The sequence below is a fragment of the Candidatus Thiosymbion oneisti genome, assembly GCF_004359955.1.
GTDB lineage: Bacteria > Pseudomonadota > Gammaproteobacteria > Chromatiales > Chromatiaceae > Thiosymbion > Thiosymbion oneisti.
Genome location: NZ_SMSC01000023.1, coordinates 19654 through 37319, shown reverse-complemented (window position 1 = coordinate 37319; position 17666 = coordinate 19654). Strand labels below are relative to the sequence as shown.

Annotated in this window: 15 protein-coding genes; all 15 read right to left on the bottom strand. The window is 52.3% G+C overall.

From position 1 onward, the window contains the following. Positions 1–28 precede the first annotated feature (28 nt). The 15 genes from E1958_RS14110 to argH all read right to left on the bottom strand — a co-directional run bounded on the left by E1958_RS14110 (position 29) and on the right by argH (position 17592). Complete coding sequence (locus E1958_RS14110; protein WP_133512427.1) at positions 29–1759, bottom strand: ArnT family glycosyltransferase; 1731 nt, start codon at positions 1757–1759, stop codon at positions 29–31. 157 nt (positions 1760–1916) lie between these two features. Continuing rightward, positions 1917–2864, bottom strand: a complete 948-nt coding sequence (locus tag E1958_RS14105; RefSeq protein ID WP_133512426.1) for an NAD-dependent epimerase/dehydratase family protein — start codon at positions 2862–2864, stop codon at positions 1917–1919. Positions 2865–2867: 3 nt separating this feature from the next. Next, positions 2868–3983, bottom strand: coding sequence for a glycosyltransferase family protein (locus E1958_RS14100; RefSeq protein WP_133512425.1), 1116 nt, complete (start codon positions 3981–3983; stop codon positions 2868–2870). Positions 3984–3994: 11 nt separating this feature from the next. Continuing rightward, complete coding sequence (locus E1958_RS14095; protein WP_133512424.1) at positions 3995–5995, bottom strand: glycosyltransferase; 2001 nt, start codon at positions 5993–5995, stop codon at positions 3995–3997. Between the two features lie 66 nt (positions 5996–6061). Further along, entirely contained in the window at positions 6062–6271 is a 210-nt protein-coding gene (locus E1958_RS14090; protein ID WP_133512423.1) for an HAD-IIIA family hydrolase, read from the bottom strand. A 14-nt stretch (positions 6272–6285) separates the two neighbouring features. After that, on the bottom strand, positions 6286–7488 hold the full coding sequence (gene lhgO, locus E1958_RS14085; RefSeq protein WP_133512422.1) for an L-2-hydroxyglutarate oxidase: 1203 nt from the start codon (positions 7486–7488) through the stop codon (positions 6286–6288). A 9-nt stretch (positions 7489–7497) separates the two neighbouring features. Further along, positions 7498–8436, bottom strand: coding sequence for an NAD-dependent epimerase/dehydratase family protein (locus E1958_RS14080; RefSeq protein ID WP_133512421.1), 939 nt, complete (start codon positions 8434–8436; stop codon positions 7498–7500). Between the two features lie 5 nt (positions 8437–8441). Further along, positions 8442–8723: an SIS domain-containing protein gene (locus E1958_RS22070; protein ID WP_207787524.1), complete on the bottom strand. Its 282-nt coding sequence runs from the start codon at positions 8721–8723 to the stop codon at positions 8442–8444. Between the two features lie 52 nt (positions 8724–8775). Continuing rightward, complete coding sequence (locus E1958_RS14070; RefSeq protein WP_133512420.1) at positions 8776–9501, bottom strand: sugar phosphate nucleotidyltransferase; 726 nt, start codon at positions 9499–9501, stop codon at positions 8776–8778. A 771-nt stretch (positions 9502–10272) separates the two neighbouring features. Continuing rightward, the gene (gene dnaJ, locus E1958_RS14065; RefSeq protein WP_133512419.1) at positions 10273–11406 is read right to left on the bottom strand and encodes a molecular chaperone DnaJ; all 1134 of its coding nucleotides are present in this window, start codon (positions 11404–11406) and stop codon (positions 10273–10275) included. Positions 11407–11539: 133 nt separating this feature from the next. Further along, complete coding sequence (dnaK, locus tag E1958_RS14060) at positions 11540–13486, bottom strand: molecular chaperone DnaK (protein WP_133512418.1); 1947 nt, start codon at positions 13484–13486, stop codon at positions 11540–11542. Between the two features lie 81 nt (positions 13487–13567). Next, complete coding sequence (gene grpE, locus E1958_RS14055; protein ID WP_133512417.1) at positions 13568–14230, bottom strand: nucleotide exchange factor GrpE; 663 nt, start codon at positions 14228–14230, stop codon at positions 13568–13570. Between the two features lie 17 nt (positions 14231–14247). After that, complete coding sequence (gene hrcA / locus E1958_RS14050) at positions 14248–15300, bottom strand: heat-inducible transcriptional repressor HrcA (RefSeq protein WP_133512416.1); 1053 nt, start codon at positions 15298–15300, stop codon at positions 14248–14250. A gap of 226 nt (positions 15301–15526) precedes the next feature. Beyond that, positions 15527–16015 (bottom strand): L,D-transpeptidase, encoded by a 489-nt coding sequence (locus tag E1958_RS14045; RefSeq protein ID WP_133512415.1) that lies wholly within the window; start codon positions 16013–16015, stop codon positions 15527–15529. 179 nt (positions 16016–16194) lie between these two features. Further along, positions 16195–17592, bottom strand: coding sequence for an argininosuccinate lyase (argH, locus tag E1958_RS14040; RefSeq protein ID WP_133512414.1), 1398 nt, complete (start codon positions 17590–17592; stop codon positions 16195–16197). Positions 17593–17666: the final 74 nt, after the last annotated feature.

The following is a 17666-nucleotide window of genomic DNA, read 5'->3' as shown; positions in this document are numbered from 1 at the left end:
CCTAACGGACGGCACGATTAGACTCGCATTAATCCAGTGGTTTAAAGGACAACATAAGACAGTCTTTAACGTGCGCTATCATTTCCACCTTATTGCTATTAACAATAGGGCTTTTGCTCACCCCTTTTAAAAGCAGATGGAAGGGTTTTGTGGGGTCAAGGAAAGATGTTCTCATCGAAACCGGAGCATAAGACTCCAGAAATTCACCATATTGTTTTCCAACAACGTCACCGATGTTCGCCAGGGGCGATCTTGCCATAAGTTCACTATACACTTTTCCAACAGCGTCACCCCACATCCTGTGTTTTGAAAGCGGGGGAGCTACAGCAAGATGCTCAGCAAAGTAGCGCTCCTTAGCGACTACTACGACTGGGTATGAGGTATCTACAATCATTCTCTTTAGTAAGGCGCAGTCATCCAACTTTAATTGAATCTCCCTTCCCATTTGAACTGAAGAAACGACACCGTTAAATATCATAGCCATACACAATATCGATAATCCTATCATGCTTTTCCCCTTGTAAAAAAGAGCAGCACAAAAAAACACTATCACAATTAATAGCACATAAAGTTTCGGATAAGTATCCGCCCAAATCTGACTATTTTCTATCCCTCCGAACATATTTATACTACTAAGACCACTCATTTGAGAATAATACCCCGCAATTAAAACAAGCACTATGATTGTCGACAATATTGTTCTTTCTCGCTGACTAAAGGTTAACCGAAACCCATAAACCAGAAAAAAAACCAGCGGGACAGAGGAGAAAAAATAGTACCGGTAAAAAAGCGTAGATTTAATATCCGCAGCTGGATACCCAAACTGAAAGACCAAAGACACCGAAAGCGAAATAAATGGCATACCAAGGGTCAGAAGCGCAAATATCCAGTCAACGCTTTTTTCTCTCAATGACCTTATGATAACAATCGCAGCAATTGTCATAGGAACTATCATAAGCAACCAGCTGACACTGAAGCTACCGACAATCAAATCAAAAAACCTTTTCGGTTGATCGATCATATTACCTATAGCCAAAGGCAGGAACCTCGCTCCGATGTGTGAATATACGCTGGTGGTTGCTCTGGGAAGGAGAGTATAAATAAGTACGAAACACGCTAAGAAGGTTAGTGTTAACAAACCTAATATCTGAAATTGTTTTCCCAAGAAAGCTTGTTCTTTATACCTTACTGCAGCTATCGAAAGCATGAAGAAAGCGAAAAACAATAACGGAACCAATTTTGGCGAACTAAAAAACCCTATGGAAGCAACCGCACCAAAAATCAGTGCTGAAAACCTCTTTGCTCTTAAGCTTGTAACGAAAAGCATGATTGCGCTGCAGGACCAAATCGCCGCAACCACTAAAAAAAGTAATGGTTGGGTCATCGCATGGCCCAAAATCGAAAATTGCCCCATAATGAATACAAGCACTATGCCAAGCAATGAAGACGTCGAATCCAATCTAGATCTAAGACCAAAATAAAAAATAAGCAAGCCTAAAGAAAAAATCAGGAGATTTATAATTTTTAAATATTCGAAATAGTATTCTGTTGAACTGAAAGCAGGCGAAATCAGATAAGCATATATAGGCTCTGATAGATAAACAGATTGAAAATTACCAGACCATATTTCCGATGCAGCATCTAGATAAAGTAACTCATCCGATCCCCAGTAAGAGACAGGAATCAAGATGAGTACGCGGATCAGCAATGAAGTGAAAAGCGCAAAAAGTAAAACAAATTTGAAATTTGGAAATGCCATATCTATACTCTATCCTTTATCCGAGATTATTCTGAGCAAGATTGCCTGCCCGAGAGGAAACAACATTCGGAGCTGGCCATGAATGGAGGCTCGCTCCGCGATACGGCACGCGAATTAAAACACTACCCATTCTTAATCGCCAAAATAGTTGATCTTTCTACAAACGAATACCATCGGTGCGTGCAGAGTAGTTTTTCTCCAGCCACTGAATGGTTTTATCAAGCCCTTCCGCCAATGAGGTGTCACACGCCAGCCCCAAATTTCTGAGTCGTATCACATCGAAAATCTTAATCATTTGGCCGTTTGGCTTACTGGTATCCCACTTAATTTCCCCATCCCACCCCATTTTCTTCTTTACCGTCTCGGCAAGTTCTTTGATGCTGGTCTTGGTCCCTGACGAAATGTTCACCGGCTCACTGCTATCGTAATTCTCAATAAACCAAGGGATAATTTTCGCGACATCACCGGCATAAACAAAGTCACGCACTGGAGCGCCATCTCCCCACATGACAATTTCTTTTTCGCCAGAGAGCTTGGTTTCGTAGTAACGACGCACCATAGCCGGGACCACATGAGATTCGCTTATGCTGAAGTTGTCGTATTCGCCATACATATTCCCAGGGATGAGCACAACCGAATTCAAACCATACTGTTGCCGGTAACTTTCCGAGGCGACGATGCCCATTTTCTTGGCCACGGAGTAGCCAGCGCTTTCGGTTTGCGGATATCCATTCCACATCTGATCTTCCGATATGGGCGATATTGCAGTGGCAGGATAGCTACAGCCGCCCATGGGATAGATCATTTTCCTGACCCCGTGTCGCGCCGCTGCTTCGAACATTAACGTGACAAACAACGAATTCTTGTAATAGAAATCCGCTGGATAGAGACGGTTGGCACCAATTCCACCCGAGTAAGCAACAAGATGAATCAGAACTTCCGGTTCATGTACCTCGAACATGCGCTTGACCTGATCCGGATCCAGCAGGTCAAAATCTTTTGTAGAGAGGCCAATCACATTATCAGCACCATAAACACTCTCCAACACCGGTATTAGATGCTGCCCAAGAAATCCGGTTGATCCGGTAACAACGATATTTTTCATTTTTCAATCCCAATTCTCGACATGAAAGCGTTTGTTGAATTTGCCAAATTGAGTACTCCAACGTAGCTCCGTAGACACAGCACGCTCACAATTTTTTAACATTTCATCATATACGGAAGACCCGAAAATTCTTTTTGCCTTTCTGATGCCATTAATAAGTTGATGCCTCTCCCATCCATCCAAAACCAGACCACACCCATACCGCTCGATAAGCATCTTGGTCTGAGGGTGCGGCGCTGAAATGACAGGAACTCCAGTGGCGACGGATTGGAAAAACTTATTTGGTGCAGCATTCAAAAATGCATGTCCTACCGGCAGCCATAACAGCAGAGAGAAGCTGTATTCCGGCAATACCTTATCCAGTGTAATTTTTGGTACCTGTCCATGCCATTTGACTCGATTTTCCCTCCTAAGCCCCTTAAGATGATCCCATTTTCCCTTCATTGTATTTATTGATTCATTTGTTCCCTGTAAATCACCATAAACATCTATAGGATAAGGCGCCATTTGTTCATCAAATATATATTTGCCAATGGATAGGTCGGCATTGAGTGTACCCGCATAAATAAAACGCCCGTTTTTATCCTTATTTACTACGAAGCTATCAGAAGGCGCATTGTAAAAAACAAAAACCTTCTCCCATCGTATTCCAAGAAAGTTTGTGTCGTACTGTGCGCGATTCGATTCCGGAAATAACCAAATATCGATTTTTTCTGCCTGTCGCTTCAGTCGTTCAATTTTACACGAGGCATCTCTCGCTTTCAATATTGGCTCCAGGTCTTCAAGGGCCAAATGGATCAATTTTTTCGGTCTATATTTGAAGTCATCAATAATATCGAACAAAAGATAGTTCGTTATAATGACAATATCAGGACGTATTGCATTAATAACTCTTGCGCACTTATCATTATACTCGCTACGTCCAACTATCGTATACGGATGCATGGATGTGGCTACTGTTTCCAGTGTCATATTTGATAAGTTCATATCTATAACAGAGCGCTCTGGCACCAACGGTTGTAAAATATGACTCGCTGTTTGTAGCTCCTTGCTAATTGATTCTGTCAATTTTGCTATCTGTGGAGATCCATAGCCGAAAACAGTATCCGCAATTGTCATTATACGGGGCGTCATTGGATACCCTCACTAAGCCGATTTACAAGAACGTCAGAGCTATGGAAACCCTTCCATTGTGTAGTGATTTCTTCGATATCTCTTGAGTAAACCGCGTACCTTGTTACGACTTCAGCAACAGCAGCCAAAAAATCTTCATTGATGCAATAGAACGTCCCCCCTTTAAAAAGTGGAACCGTCGAGTCAATATCCATCTCATGCACTTGTACCGAAATCCCATACACTGTGGTGTCGCATAGGGACATAACATTTCCGCGCCCATCATCCAGATCAAATTCCAGAAGAAACCTTTCTTTTTTTGGTAAACGCAGAAGAGCATAAGAATTTTCGGATCTCAAATCAACTGTAAACTGCCGAAAGAAGACCGCCTCTTCACTTGCCACCAAAACTATTTCCGGAGAACTCTTCCAACGAATGTGTGCATAAACTCCCGGCCGTGCGGTTAATTGACTGATCTTAACCAAAAGCCAAACAACATCTGATCTTGGATGGGTATGGATTACAAACCTAGAATGTGCCTGAAGATTTTCCAACGTCACAGACTGCAGTTTGGGCTGCGTTTTCAATAGGTCGCGATAATACCTTTGATTGACTTCAAACAGTTCCTGAGACATCCATGATTTATCGGTGGCTACGAAAGGTGTGCCTGCAACTATTGCTTCAGCGAATATTCCTGAACTCCGTGCATAGTAATTACTGGCATTGTATGGGATCAGGAGAATGTCCGCCTGATTAACCAGGTTCGTATACTCCTGACTCTCAAAAGGCCCTTCAAGTAGGTCCACAAGCGCGTTTGGTTCAGCTGCAAGCTCTGCTTTAGCAATCCGTGAACCTAGCTCACCATCAGGAACGTTGAAATTGCTCTGGAACGTGTAATGTACACTTTCTCTACTAAAACCAGCTGCTCGTAAATCATCGACCATGCGAGCCAACAGTGGGTACCCTTTCTCGTCCCTTGCATCACCGATGTATGAGATATTGATTGGTTTCTTGTCACTTTGCTTTAGCCGATTTAGTGAACCATCAAGCGGGATGGGAAGGGTCGTAAACCTAAATACTCCGAGTCGCTTGTACTGATCGGTGAGCGCATTCGTATCGGTGTAAAAATTGAAAATCGCTTTTTCCTTATAAACCATCGATTTGCATAGCAAAAAAGCTTGTAACGTCTTGAATTGTGAATTAATCTGATCTTGATAGCTCGGCTCACGTCCATGAAAAATGTTTCGGCGGAACAAGAAGTGCCATGAAAGAGATTCCATTTGCAACTTCCTCACAGCCAAGGCGACACCAACCAATTCAATATTTCCTAGTGTTGGTATAAATACCAAGTCTCCGCTTTCTGCATTAGCTCGCACAAGCAGGCGCTGAATATCCATCGCAAACTGCTTTGCATAACTATCCGAACGGACTAACGATCCACGCTGACGTACTAGGATATAAGGGAGAAGTATCAGCGAACACAATACACCTACTACAGCACCCATAGATACGAGCACTAGTTGTACAATCCGTCGTGATATTACCAAAATAACCGACGTTGATAATTTTTCACGGAACCGGCTGAGTTTGAAAAGAGTATATCCAAAGAAAATTTTTCCTGCTGATATCCGTCTGTCAGTGGTTATTGTTCCATACCGCTCCAGGATATCAAGTAGCGACAAGCCCTCTACCGATGCCATATAATACGTCGACCCCAGTGAACTACCCATCAGTCCGCATAGCAGTTGATTCTTCGTTGCAATTATCCCTTTAATGAACTTGTGTATACCTGAAGTAAGGATAGTGTATTCGCTTTGAAGGTTTTCCCAAAAGGTGTGGGTAAACCCTTTTTCAACGACATCGATGTGCTCACTACTAATATCCTCACAGTCTTTATGCACTCCTAGGATAGTCTTAAATCCTTTTTTCTTGGCTGCTTTTAAAACGCGCAACGCATACTCGAGATGATGCCCGCCTGAATCTTTGATTGACTGGTCGATAAGGATAAATCTTTTCATCTATTGGACACCTTGAAAAATATGGTTTTCGTCAATAAATCGATCAACATCTTCCGGGCCGTACTTTCATCGGGCAATACCAACCTGGTTACTTACGACCACTACCAGATAACCCGCTTGTTTGAACCGTTTAATTGCCTCTTTAGCACCAGGGATCCATTCCCAATCCTCAATTCTGTAAAGATAGTTCTTTTCAACATTGATGGTACCATCTCTATCCAGAAATATTGCCGGTTTTGGCTGATCGGCGCGTTGTGTATGAATCGAGAAAAACATTCCAGCCCTAATCTCTAATGAACCTGCGCCTTGTCTACGATCACCTCTGCAAATGCAAAAGCGCTGGTAAAGGCGGGAGATATGGCATTCAGCACGTGGAGCGAGTCATCGGTAGTTGTCAAGATGTAGTCCATCTCCAATCTACTTGTTTTGGTATTAACCAGCTGTGGTCGGATGCCTGCCTTCTTTGTAGGCACCATCTCCTTCGCTAAGAGCGATGGCACGAGTTTACGCGCGGCATTTAGGAAGTTTCGCTTCCAATATTTACTCATTTCGGCATGAACCAGTTTGCGGAAGTTGTCCTCGTTATTGAGGTACATTCCGGCAATTTGGTAGCCGATGTCCAGCGACTCCGCCAAGTTGATACCCTGTAACCAACCATAGTTTTCACGGCCAAAGGCGGGGATGGCGGTTGGTCCTACGTAGACATCTCCGCTAATGACTCTTGTGAGATGAACCCCCAGGAATGGCATATCGATATCCGGCACCGGGTAAATATTGGCTCTTACCTTATGATTGGCAGCCAGACTCAGCTTCCAATAGATACCTTTGAAGGGGACCAGGGCAAATTCCTGTGCGAGTCCAAACTGTTTGGCAATGGTATCCGCATAGGCGCCTGCACAATTGAATAGAAAGCCATAACCGACATCGCCCTGTGTGGTATTCAGTTTAGACCGTTGCAACGGTCCTCTTGCTTTACAACCGAATAGAAATCTGACTCCTTGATGTTCAAGTTTCTCTTTCAGCCTGAACAGAATCGCTGAGGAGTCAATCACAGCCGTAGTAGGGCAATAGATCGCTGCTGCTCCCGGAGCTGCAAAGGGTTCAAGCGCTTTCAATTGCTGCTGGTCGATCCGTTCAGCCGGGATTTCATTCTCCCTTGCATTTCGCATCAATCTTTCAATAGTCGGCAATTGCTTTTCCGATGTAGCCAAGATGACTTTTCCGGACGGGTTAACTGCTATACCTTCTGCCCGAGCGAACTCTACCATTCGCCGACCGCCAGTTGCGCACACTTTTGCCTTCAGCGTATCGCTTCCATAGTAGATACCACTATGCATAACACCGCTGTTGCGGCCGCTGGCATGTGCGCCTAGATCAGACTCTTTCTCTAACACGGCAACCCGGGCGGCAGGTTGTCGCTTGCGCAACTCTGCCGCCACGGTTAGGCCAACGATGCCTGCCCCGATAATGACGAAGTCGAAGTTCTGTGCCATCTACCGGTATCAGACGTTACCGTAGCGCGCGTTGCGGATCATGGTATATCCCTTGATCAACTCGCTTATGCCGCGGTCGAGCGAGAACTCGGGCTTGAATCCGGTTGCCTCTATCTTATCGTTCGAGACAATGTAGTTGCGCTGGTCCGGATCTTTTCCGATCTTCTCCTCAACAAAGATGAACTCCGGCAACTGCTTCTGAATCTGTTCGCAGAGATCTTTTTTGGAGACATTGGCATTGGAAAGGCCAACATTGTATATTTCGCCTTTCATGGTGTCGTAGTTGTTCAACGCATGCCGAAAAACACGGGAAACATCGCGCACATGGATGTAGTTACGCTTGAAATGGCTTTCGAAAAGCACCACAAAGCGGTCGTAAACTGCACGATAGGTAAAGTCATTAACGAGTAGGTCGATACGCATGCGGGGCGACATGCCAAAAACGGTAGCCAGCCGGAAGCTGATGGCATTGGGGTGGTCCATTAGTTGCTTTTCAATCTCCACCTTCTCGATGGCGTATTGAGAGAGGGGTCGCAATGGTGACTCTTCGTTGCAGTAGTTGTTCTCATCCCCGGTACCGTAGGCGCTATTGGTCGTGGGCATGAGTACGATTTGCTCCTTGGAGAGGAGTTTGAGCATTAGTGTAATGGCATCGTGATTGACGGTCGTAGCACCAACCGGGTCTAGGCTGCACAGTGGTGCACCTACCAGAGCAGCAAGGGGAATGATGACATCAGCATCTTTCATGAGTGATACCATGGTCTCTTTAACCCGGATATCCCCTTTAACTACTGAAAAATGTGGGTGATATGCGCAGTGGTTCAGGCTGGTCTGCTTGAACATGAAGTTATCAAGCACTGTGACCTTATGACCAGCAGCGAGCAGATCGGGCACCATGGTCGAGCCCAGGTAGCCGGCACCGCCGGTAACAAGAATGTTGTAGGACATCTACTTCACTCTTTTTTCGTTTGATGTTGAAAAAGGGCCTCTTCCACGCATTCACACAGGGTATGTGCGAGGATAATGTGGAGTTCTTGTATTACGCTGGTCCTAGTACCCGGCGCGACGATACAGTAGTCGGCCGTTGCTTTTGCCGGACCTCCGCCTTGTCCTGCGAAAACGATGCTTTTCACGCCTGATGAGCGGCACTGGTCCAACGCTTTAAGGATGTTGCTCGATTTTCTGGAAGTGGTGATTCCCAGAAAAGCGTCGTTCCGCTGAATTTTTCCAGCCAACTGACGTGAAAAATGGAGTCTGCAATGTTCCGCGATAGGGTCTGGGCGTAACTCATGTCCTTTTCTTTTTCAATATTCGCGGGACTAATGCGTAGTCTTCGGGAATACCAATATCAAGAAAGGTGACATCCTGAATGCTGGCCGCTACATTTCCTCCTTTGACCATAGCTGCGAGAAAGTCCTGCTCCAGTGAAAATTTATCCGGAAAGTTCCGAAGCTGGCCGGTCACCGCTTCGGTATCAAGCAGGTAATAGCCCCCGTTGACCAGACAGCGTGTGCTGGCTTTGAGGCCAAATTGGGTAATGTGACCATGACCATCGACGCCAACACCGCCATAGCGATCATTTCTCTGCATTGGCTTAAGGGCAATCGTCACTGGCTTTTTGGCGAACATGGCATCGGTCACCAGTTGTGGTAGGTTGACCTCGTACCATGTATCACCGTTAGCAAGGATGACCTGTGGGTTTTGCCAGTGGGTCTTTAGCAACACTTGCCGGAGCCCTCCACCGGTACCAAGTGGCGTCTTTTCCGGAACATAATCTATGTTGCATCCATGGTACCAATGGCCAAAATGGCTCTCGATAATCTCTGCGAGGTATCCAACCGACAATATAAATCGTTGAATGCCCTGTTCGATCCAGTAGTCCATCAGGTATTCCAGAAATGGACGTCCTCGTACGGGTGCCATTGGCTTTGGAACATCGCTAACAACTGTGCGGAGACGCGTTCCCAGGCCACCTGCTAGAATGATGGCTTCGGTCGGGGTGTGCTTAGTCATTCGTTCGTTCCCGCAGTGATGCGTTCGTTATACAGCTCGAACTTTATATCTCAACAGAACGCCTTGTTACAAAATTTTCGGATCATGGCCTCGTTAGGGGATGCAAGCACGAGAACCTTGCTACGGCTCATAAAGTCGCTTAGCCGTTTTTCGGCCTTGTCTATAAACGCGGCATCACCAGTGCCAATTACCTCATCCATCAACACAATATCGGCATTTGTGGAGGTTACCGTGGCAAACGCTAGCCGCGTGATCATGCCTGACGAGCAGCTCTAACACCGCTCTTGCTTGCAGCAAAGGATAACTCTTGATTGGTATATAATCACACGGAACCTGATATCTCCTCGCGGCAGCTGCTCACTGCGTTAGTGTTGGCGATGGTGGCGAGCGTCGAAGCCGTTCGACCAGACCGGTCTTACCCGCGAAAGATCAAGCCCGCCAAGCTCCACTTAACAAAAGGGTTTTGAGTGATGATTATTGAAAAGAAAGTACATACGTGCCGCAAATGTCACAGCAAAGTGCTGACCAAAAATAACATAAATGTATGCGGCAACCTGCAATATCATTGTAAAACCTGTGGCGCCTACGGCGTACTTGAACCCCGAGAGCCCTATACGGAGAAAGAGCAGGAGCTTATTATAAAGGCTTATTAGGAATTAGCCGTTTCTTGCCTAAATTCAACTAACAAAGAGGCTGAAAAAACTGAATTTTTCAAGATTCCCAAAAAGGCGAGGTGAGTTTACTGGCCCAAAGGGCAAAACTCAAAGCATGTCAAAACCCCATCTTCTCGAAGAAGCTCTTGACGCCATCGAGCCAGGAGGTGGCGTGAGGGCTGTGTTTACTGCCCCCGGCCTGAACTGCTTCGTCGAGCTCGCGTAGCAGCTCCTTTTGGCGCTCGGTCAGGTTGACCGGCGTCTCGACGACCACGCGGCAGATGAGGTCACCGATAATGCCGCCGCGCACCGGCTTCACGCCCTTGCTGCGCATCCGAAACATCTTTCCGGTCTGGGTCCCGGCGGGGATCTTGAGCATGACCTTTCCGTTCAGGGTCGGCACTTGCAGCTCACCGCCGAGGGCCGCGGTGACGAAGCCGATGGGTACCTCGCAGAACAGGTGATTGTCCTCGCGCGTGAAGATGGGGTGCTCTTTGACCAGAATCTGAACGTAAAGGTCCCCGGGCGGTCCACCCTGCTCCCCCGGCTCGCCTTCGCCGGACAACCGGATGCGATCACCGGTATCGACGCCCGCCGGGACCTTCACCGAGAGGGTCTTCTGCTCCTGGACCCGGCCCTCACCCCGGCAGTAGCTACAATGCTCCTCGATGACAGTGCCTTGGCCGCGACACTGGGGACAGGTCTGCTGTACCGAGAAGAAGCCCTGTTGCATCCGTATCTGGCCGCCGCCGCCGCAGGTCAGACAGGTCTTGGCGGAGGTCCCCGGTTTGGCACCGCTGCCCCCACAGAACTGGCACTCCGCCAAGGTGGGGACGCGGATCTTGATTTCCTTTCCCGCTACCGCCTCTTCCAGGGTCAGGGAGAGATCGTAGCGTAAATCGGCGCCCCGATGCACGCGCTGGCCCCTACTCCGGCCCCCACTGCCGAAGATGTCCCCGAACACGTCACCGAAAATATCGGAGAAGCTGCCGCCACCGAAATCCCCTGCCCCACCGAATCCGCCGCTCGTCTCCACCCCGGCATGGCCGAATTGATCGTAGGCCGAGCGCTTCTTGGGGTCGTTCAGGACCTCATAGGCCTCCTTGGCCTCCTTGAACCTACGTTCCGCTTCCGCTCCGGGATTACGGTCCGGGTGGTACTTCATGGCGAGGCGCCGGTAGGCCTTCTTCAGGTCGGAGTCGCTGGCGTTGCGGCTGACACCGAGCACCTCGTAGTAATCGCGTTTGGACATGGCTCCAAAGTGGGCAGTGGGCAGTGGACGGCGGGCAGATCTCAAACCTCAGGATCAATGGAGCATCCAAGCAAAAACGGTGCATGGGTAAGGCACCCATGCGCTCCTGTCCACTGATCACTAGCGACTGATACTATTTCTTGTCGTCTTTGACCTCTTCGAACTCGGCATCCACCACGTCGTCCTGATTACCGCCGGTCTCGTCCCCACCGGCCTTGGGACCCATATCAGGTCCCGCCGCGCCGCCGGGCGCCCCGCCCTGCTGCTGGGCATAGAGACGCTCGGCCATCTTGGCGGAGGCCTCGCCCAGGGTCTTGATTTTGCTGTCGATGGCGTCCTTGTCCTCGCCCTTCATGGTCTCTTCCAGGTCTTTGATGGCGGACTCGATGGAGGCCTTCTCGTCGGACTCCAGCTTGTCCCCGAGCTGCTCCATGGACTTGCGGGTGGCGTGGATCATGGTATCCGCCTGGTTGCGGGCCGCCACCAGTTCATGGAATCTGCGGTCGTCTTCCGCGTGGGCCTCGGCGTCCTTGATCATCCGCTCGATCTCGTCGTCAGCGAGGCCGGATGAGGCCTTGATGACGATGGACTGCTTCTTGCCCGTGGCCTTGTCCTTGGCCGAGACATTGAGGATGCCGTTGGCATCGATGTCGAATTTGACCTCGATCTGGGGTACCCCGCGGGGGGCGGGGGGGATATCGGTCAGGTCGAATCGACCCAACGACTTGTTGTCGGCTGCCCGCTCGCGTTGTCCCTGCAGCACGTGCACCGTCACCGCGGTCTGATTATCGTCGGCGGTGGAGAAGATCTGTTGGGCCGAGGTGGGGATGGTGGTGTTCTTCTCGATGAGCTTGGTCATCACCCCGCCCAGGGTCTCAATCCCCAAATTCAATGGGGTCACGTCGAGCAGCAGAACGTCTTTGACCTCGCCGCCGAGCACGCCGCCTTGAATGGCAGCGCCGATGGCCACCGCCTCGTCGGGGTTGACGTCCTTGCGCGGCGCCTTGCCGAAAAAGGCCTCCACTTGCTCCTGGACCTTGGGCATCCGGGTCTGGCCGCCCACCAGGATCACCTCGTCGATGTCACCCGCGGTTACGTCGGCATCCTTGAGGGCGATTCGGCAGGGCTCGATGGTGCGCCCCACCAAATCCTCCACCAGCGATTCGAACTTGGCCCGGGTGAGCTTGACGTTCAAGTGCTTGGGTCCGGCTGCATCGGCCGTGATGTAGGGCAGGTTGATGTCGGTCTGGTGGCTGGAGCTGAGCTCGATCTTGGCCTTCTCGGCGGCCTCCTTGAGACGCTGCAGGGCCAAGGGATCATTGCGCAGGTCAACGGTTTGATCGCGTTTGAATTCGGCCACCAGGAAGTCGATGATGCGCAGGTCGAAGTCCTCGCCCCCGAGGAAGGTATCCCCGTTGGTCGAGAGCACCTCGAACTGGTGCTCGCCTTCGATCTCGGCGATCTCGATGATGGAGATATCGAAGGTACCCCCGCCCAGATCATAGACCGCGAGCTTTTGATCGCCCCGCTGCTTATCCATACCGTAGGCCAGGGAGGCGGCGGTAGGCTCGTTGATGATGCGCTTGACATCCAGGCCCGCAATCCGGCCGGCATCCTTGGTCGCTTGCCGCTGGGAGTCATTGAAGTAGGCGGGCACGGTGATGACGGCCTCCTTGACCTCACCCCCCAGATAGTCCTCAGCGGTCTTCTTCATCTTCTGGAGGACCTTGGCGGAGATCTCCGGCGGGGCCATCTTCTTGCCATTGGCCTCGACCCAGGCGTCGCCGTTGTCCGCCCTGACGATTTGATAGGGGACCATATCCTTGTCCTTCCCCACCACCTGGTCATCGAACCGCCGGCCGATCAGTCGCTTGATCGCGAACAGGGTATTCTGCGGATTGGTAACCGCTTGCCGCTTTGCGGATTGGCCGACCAGGACCTCATCGTCGTTGCTGAAGGCAACGATGGAAGGGGTAGTGCGGTCGCCTTCCGCGTTCTCGATGACTTTGACCTTATCCCCCTCCATGACGGCGACGCAGGAGTTGGTCGTACCTAGGTCAATGCCGATGATTTTGCCCATGATGCTCTTATCTCCAAGTTGAGTTCTCGTCGCTCGACGCGCCTTCTCTGCCGACTCAGTTGGGGTAAAACCCTGTGGTTTTCAAGCCTGTTCCGATGCCGGGGCCGCCGCGACAATCACCATGGCCGGTCGCACCAGCCGGCCATTGAGCAGATAGCCTTTCTGGATCACCGTGACCACTGTGCTAGGGGCCGCATCTTGCGTGGGCTGTATGGTCATGGCCTGGTGATACGCGGGGTCGAAGGGCTCGTCCTTCGGGTCGATCTGCTCGACGCCAAATTTGCCCATCACGTCCGCGAGCAGCTTGAGGGTCAGCTTCGTGCCCTCGCGGAGCTTGGCAAGGTCCGCGCGCTCGTCCAAGGCCGCGTTGTGGCCGAGCTCCAAGCTGTCGCGTACCTGCAGCAGCTCGCGCACGAAGCCGTCGAGGGCGAACTTGTGCGCCTTCTCCAGCTCGTTGGCCTGACGCCGTTTCAGGTTTTCCATCTCGGCGCGGACCCGCAACACTTGGTCCCAATTTTCGTCCGCCTTGGCCCGTGCGTCCTCCAGCAGGGCGGTCAGACGCTCCGGCGTAGCATCCCCGGCCGGGTCGGCGTCATCCGCCGCTATCGCTGTCTCTTCGGCTCCCGCTGCCACTACGCCCTCCGTCACCTCTGTCGTCTCTGTCGTCTCTGCCGTGTCCTGCGCCGATTCGTCCTGCCCTTCCGGCTCCTGTTCCGGCTTGTCTGTCTCTCGTTCCCCTACCATCTGAACCTCCGAGTACCCTATTGTTGCTTCAGGGCCGCCGTCAACAGACGCGCGGTCATGTCCACCAGGGGGATGACCCGCGGATAATTCATTCGCGTCGGCCCGATCACCCCCAGCACGCCGATCACCTGATCGTCGCTACCATATGGCGCCGTAACCAGGCTACAGTCGTCCAGCAACTGATAGCCGGACTCCTCGCCGACGAAGATCTGCACCCCCTCGGCCGCGATGCAGCGATCGAGCAGATGCAGGATCTGACTCTTCTCCGTAAAGGCGTCGAAGAGCTGTTTGAGCCGTTCCACGCTCGCCAGCTCGTTGAATTCCATCAGGTTGGTCTGCCCGGCGATAAAGCAATCGTCGGTGCCCTCGGCGGCCTCCACCACCCCTTGTGCCATCTCTACCGCCTGCAACATGACCCGGTCCATATGCTCGCGGGTGGTCTTCATGTCTGCCACCAGGCGCCTGCGCACCGCATGCAGATCCTGGCCGGTGAACATGGCGTTCAAACAGTTTGCCGCCTGCTCGAGCTCTGCCGGTAAATAGCTGCGATCCGTATTGACAACCCGGTTGTGGACTTCGCCTTCGCTGGTCACCAGAATCGCCAGCACCCGACCCCCGGACAAGGACAAAAATTCGATCTGGCGGAAGGCACCGTGCTCGTGGCGCGGCATCATGACCACCCCGGCGAGACGGGTTACGCCGGAAAGCAGCTGGGAGGCGCGCTCGATCAGCGTGGAGGCATCGCCGAGGTCGTTCAGCTGGCGACGCATCGCGGCCACTTCCTGTTCGGCCAATCGCTTGACGGTAAGCAGGGAATCGATAAAGAGCCGGTAACCCAAGTCCGTAGGTACCCGCCCGGAGGAGATATGGGGCGAGGACACCAGCCCCATCTCCTCCAGATCCGCCATCACATTGCGCACCGTCGCCGGGCTCAGCTCCAGGCCCGTTTCCTTCGACAGGGTCCGGGAGCCCACAGGCTGACCATCCCGGATATAGCGTTCAATCAGGACCTTGAGAAAATGCTGGGCGCGCTCGCTAACCTGGCTGTCACCGCTGGCAGTACTCGTCATCAAGACCCTCTCGCGGGAAATCGAAGCTCGACCACAGCGAGCAGGTTAGCACTCGATTTATACGAGTGCTAACAGGGCAATGTAGGGTTTGCACGCAAGGCTGTCAACTTTGGGTAGTGCTTATTAATGGGTAGTGGTGAACTTCTTGCTGAACCTCTCTCTTCTTCGATGGGATAATTGCACGATCACTATATATTGAGCACTACCCAATTTGTACGCAGGTGTACTAGCGGATCTCCACCAGGGTCCCTACCGGGACCAGATCAAAGAGCTCGGTCAGATCCCGATTGCGCACGCGAATGCAACCATGGGAGCAAGGCACTCCCATGGGTTCCGTGTCCGGGCAACCATGGATATAGATGTAGCGACGCAAAGTATCCACGCACCCGCCGCGATTGCGCCCGGACTCCAACCCGGTGAGCCAGAGGATGCGGGTCAGGACCCAATCCCGTCCGGGATATTGCCCTGCTAGCTCCGAGCCATAGATCTCGCCCGTTGCCCGTCGCCCCACAAACACCGTTCCCTCCGGACAGTTGGCCCCGATGCGGATACGCACCCGGTGCAGCCCGCGGGGCGTGCAACCGCTGTCCCGCTGCTCGCCGGGGCCATTGCGGGCGGTAGAGACCTGATACCGCCCGAGCACCCGCCCCCCCTCCCGGAGCTCCAGGCTCTGAGTGGCGAGATCGATCAGGACGCGCTTGGCGATAACGGGCATTTTTCAAAGAGCCAGTCTGCAATCATCTGAGCAGCTGTCTGGTTAGAAGCAACAAATGGTATTAGGGGTTTTACTGTACTGCATTAGAACCAATTTTTTCTCGTTCCCACGCGCTGCGTGGGAACCTGGTTGCTCCGCGCCGCGGAGAGAATCAGGATCCGTTTTAACCAAACAGCTTCTCAGTCATCCACCATGCGCTCCCGGGCCCGCGCGATGGCTGCGCGCACCTGGATCGGGGCGGTACCACCGATGTGGTTCCGGGCGGCCACGGAGCCATCCGGCGTCAGCACCGCGAAGACGTCCTCGGCGATGTCCGCGGAAAACTGCCGCAGTCTCTCCAGGGATAGCTCAGAGAGGTCTTTCCCCTCCCGGATACCCAGGGCCACCGCCTGGCCGACGATCGCGTGGGCATCACGGAAGGGAATACCCTTGCGCACCAGATAGTCCGCCAGATCGGTAGCAGTCGCAAAGCCTTGACGCGCCGTCGCGCGCATACGTTCCGGATTGCACCGCAGCGCCCCCATCATGTCCGTGAACACCTTCAGCGAGCCCTTGAGGTTGTCAACCGTGTCGAACAGGGGTTCTTTGTCTTCCTGGTTGTCCCTGTTGTAGGCCAGCGGCTGGCCCTTCATCAGGGTCAGTAATCCCATCAGGTGCCCGAAAATGCGCCCCGCCTTGCCGCGCACTAGCTCGGGCACGTCCGGATTTTTCTTCTGGGGCATGATGGACGAGCCGGTGCAGAAGGCGTCTGAGAGCTCGACGAAGCCGAACTGGGCGGAGGACCAGAGGATGAGTTCCTCGGAGAAGCGCGACAGGTGCATCATCAGGATCGCGGCGGCGGCGCTGAACTCGACGATAAAGTCTCGGTCCGAGACGGCGTCCAGGGAATTCTCCGCCGGGTGTGCGAACCCCAGCAGCTCCGCCGTATAGTGGCGGTCGATGGGGTAGGTGGTGCCGGCCAGGGCGGCCGCCCCCAGGGGCAGGATATCGACCCGCCGGCGGCAATCCGCGAGACGCTCACGGTCGCGCTGCAGCATTTCGAACCAGGCCATGAGATGGTGGCCGAAGGTGATGGGTTGGGCGACCTGCAGATGGGTGAAGCCGGGCATCACCGATTCGACCTCGCGTTCGGCCAGCTCCAGGATCGCACCCTGCAGGCGCCCGATCTCGACGCGGATGGTGTCGATCTCGGCGCGCAGGTAGAGCCGTACGTCCGTCGCCACCTGATCGTTACGCGAGCGCCCGGTATGCAGCTTCTTGCCGGTGTCACCGATGTCCCGGGTGAGCGCCGCCTCGATATTCATGTGTACGTCCTCGAGGGGGATCGACCACTCGAATCCACCGGCTTCGATGCGCTCGCGGATGCGGATCAGGCCGTCGACGATGAGGTCGCGTTCTTCTGTGGTCAGGATGCCCTGGCGAGCCAGCATGGTGGCATGGGCGATGGAGCCTTCGATGTCGTAGCGGTAGAGCCGGTGGTCGAAACCCACCGACGCGGTAAAGGCCTCCACAAAGGCATCCGTGGGCTCATGGAAGCGTCCGGCCCAAGGCTTGTCAGAGCTGGGTTCATTATTCATCGCGGCGTGGAGGGAAGCATGCTAGGCTGGTGCAATAGCACCGGAGTACCGATAGCATGGGAATCATTTTTTGC

Bases quoted from the DNA above. Each gene is read 5' to 3' on its own strand.
- E1958_RS14110 (WP_133512427.1), bottom strand. From the start codon at position 1,759: ATGGCATTTCCAAATTTCAAATTTGTTTTACTTTTTGCGCTTTTCACT.
- E1958_RS14105 (WP_133512426.1), bottom strand. From the start codon at position 2,864: ATGAAAAATATCGTTGTTACCGGATCAACCGGATTTCTTGGGCAGCAT.
- E1958_RS14100 (WP_133512425.1), bottom strand. From the start codon at position 3,983: ATGACAATTGCGGATACTGTTTTCGGCTATGGATCTCCACAGATAGCA.
- E1958_RS14095 (WP_133512424.1), bottom strand. From the start codon at position 5,995: ATGAAAAGATTTATCCTTATCGACCAGTCAATCAAAGATTCAGGCGGG.
- E1958_RS14090 (WP_133512423.1), bottom strand. From the start codon at position 6,271: ATGTTTTTCTCGATTCATACACAACGCGCCGATCAGCCAAAACCGGCA.
- lhgO (WP_133512422.1), bottom strand. From the start codon at position 7,488: ATGGCACAGAACTTCGACTTCGTCATTATCGGGGCAGGCATCGTTGGC.
- E1958_RS14080 (WP_133512421.1), bottom strand. From the start codon at position 8,436: ATGTCCTACAACATTCTTGTTACCGGCGGTGCCGGCTACCTGGGCTCG.
- E1958_RS14070 (WP_133512420.1), bottom strand. From the start codon at position 9,501: ATGACTAAGCACACCCCGACCGAAGCCATCATTCTAGCAGGTGGCCTG.
- dnaJ (WP_133512419.1), bottom strand. From the start codon at position 11,406: ATGTCCAAACGCGATTACTACGAGGTGCTCGGTGTCAGCCGCAACGCC.
- dnaK (WP_133512418.1), bottom strand. From the start codon at position 13,486: ATGGGCAAAATCATCGGCATTGACCTAGGTACGACCAACTCCTGCGTC.
- grpE (WP_133512417.1), bottom strand. From the start codon at position 14,230: ATGGTAGGGGAACGAGAGACAGACAAGCCGGAACAGGAGCCGGAAGGG.
- hrcA (WP_133512416.1), bottom strand. From the start codon at position 15,300: ATGACGAGTACTGCCAGCGGTGACAGCCAGGTTAGCGAGCGCGCCCAG.
- E1958_RS14045 (WP_133512415.1), bottom strand. From the start codon at position 16,015: ATGCCCGTTATCGCCAAGCGCGTCCTGATCGATCTCGCCACTCAGAGC.
- argH (WP_133512414.1), bottom strand. From the start codon at position 17,592: ATGAATAATGAACCCAGCTCTGACAAGCCTTGGGCCGGACGCTTCCAT.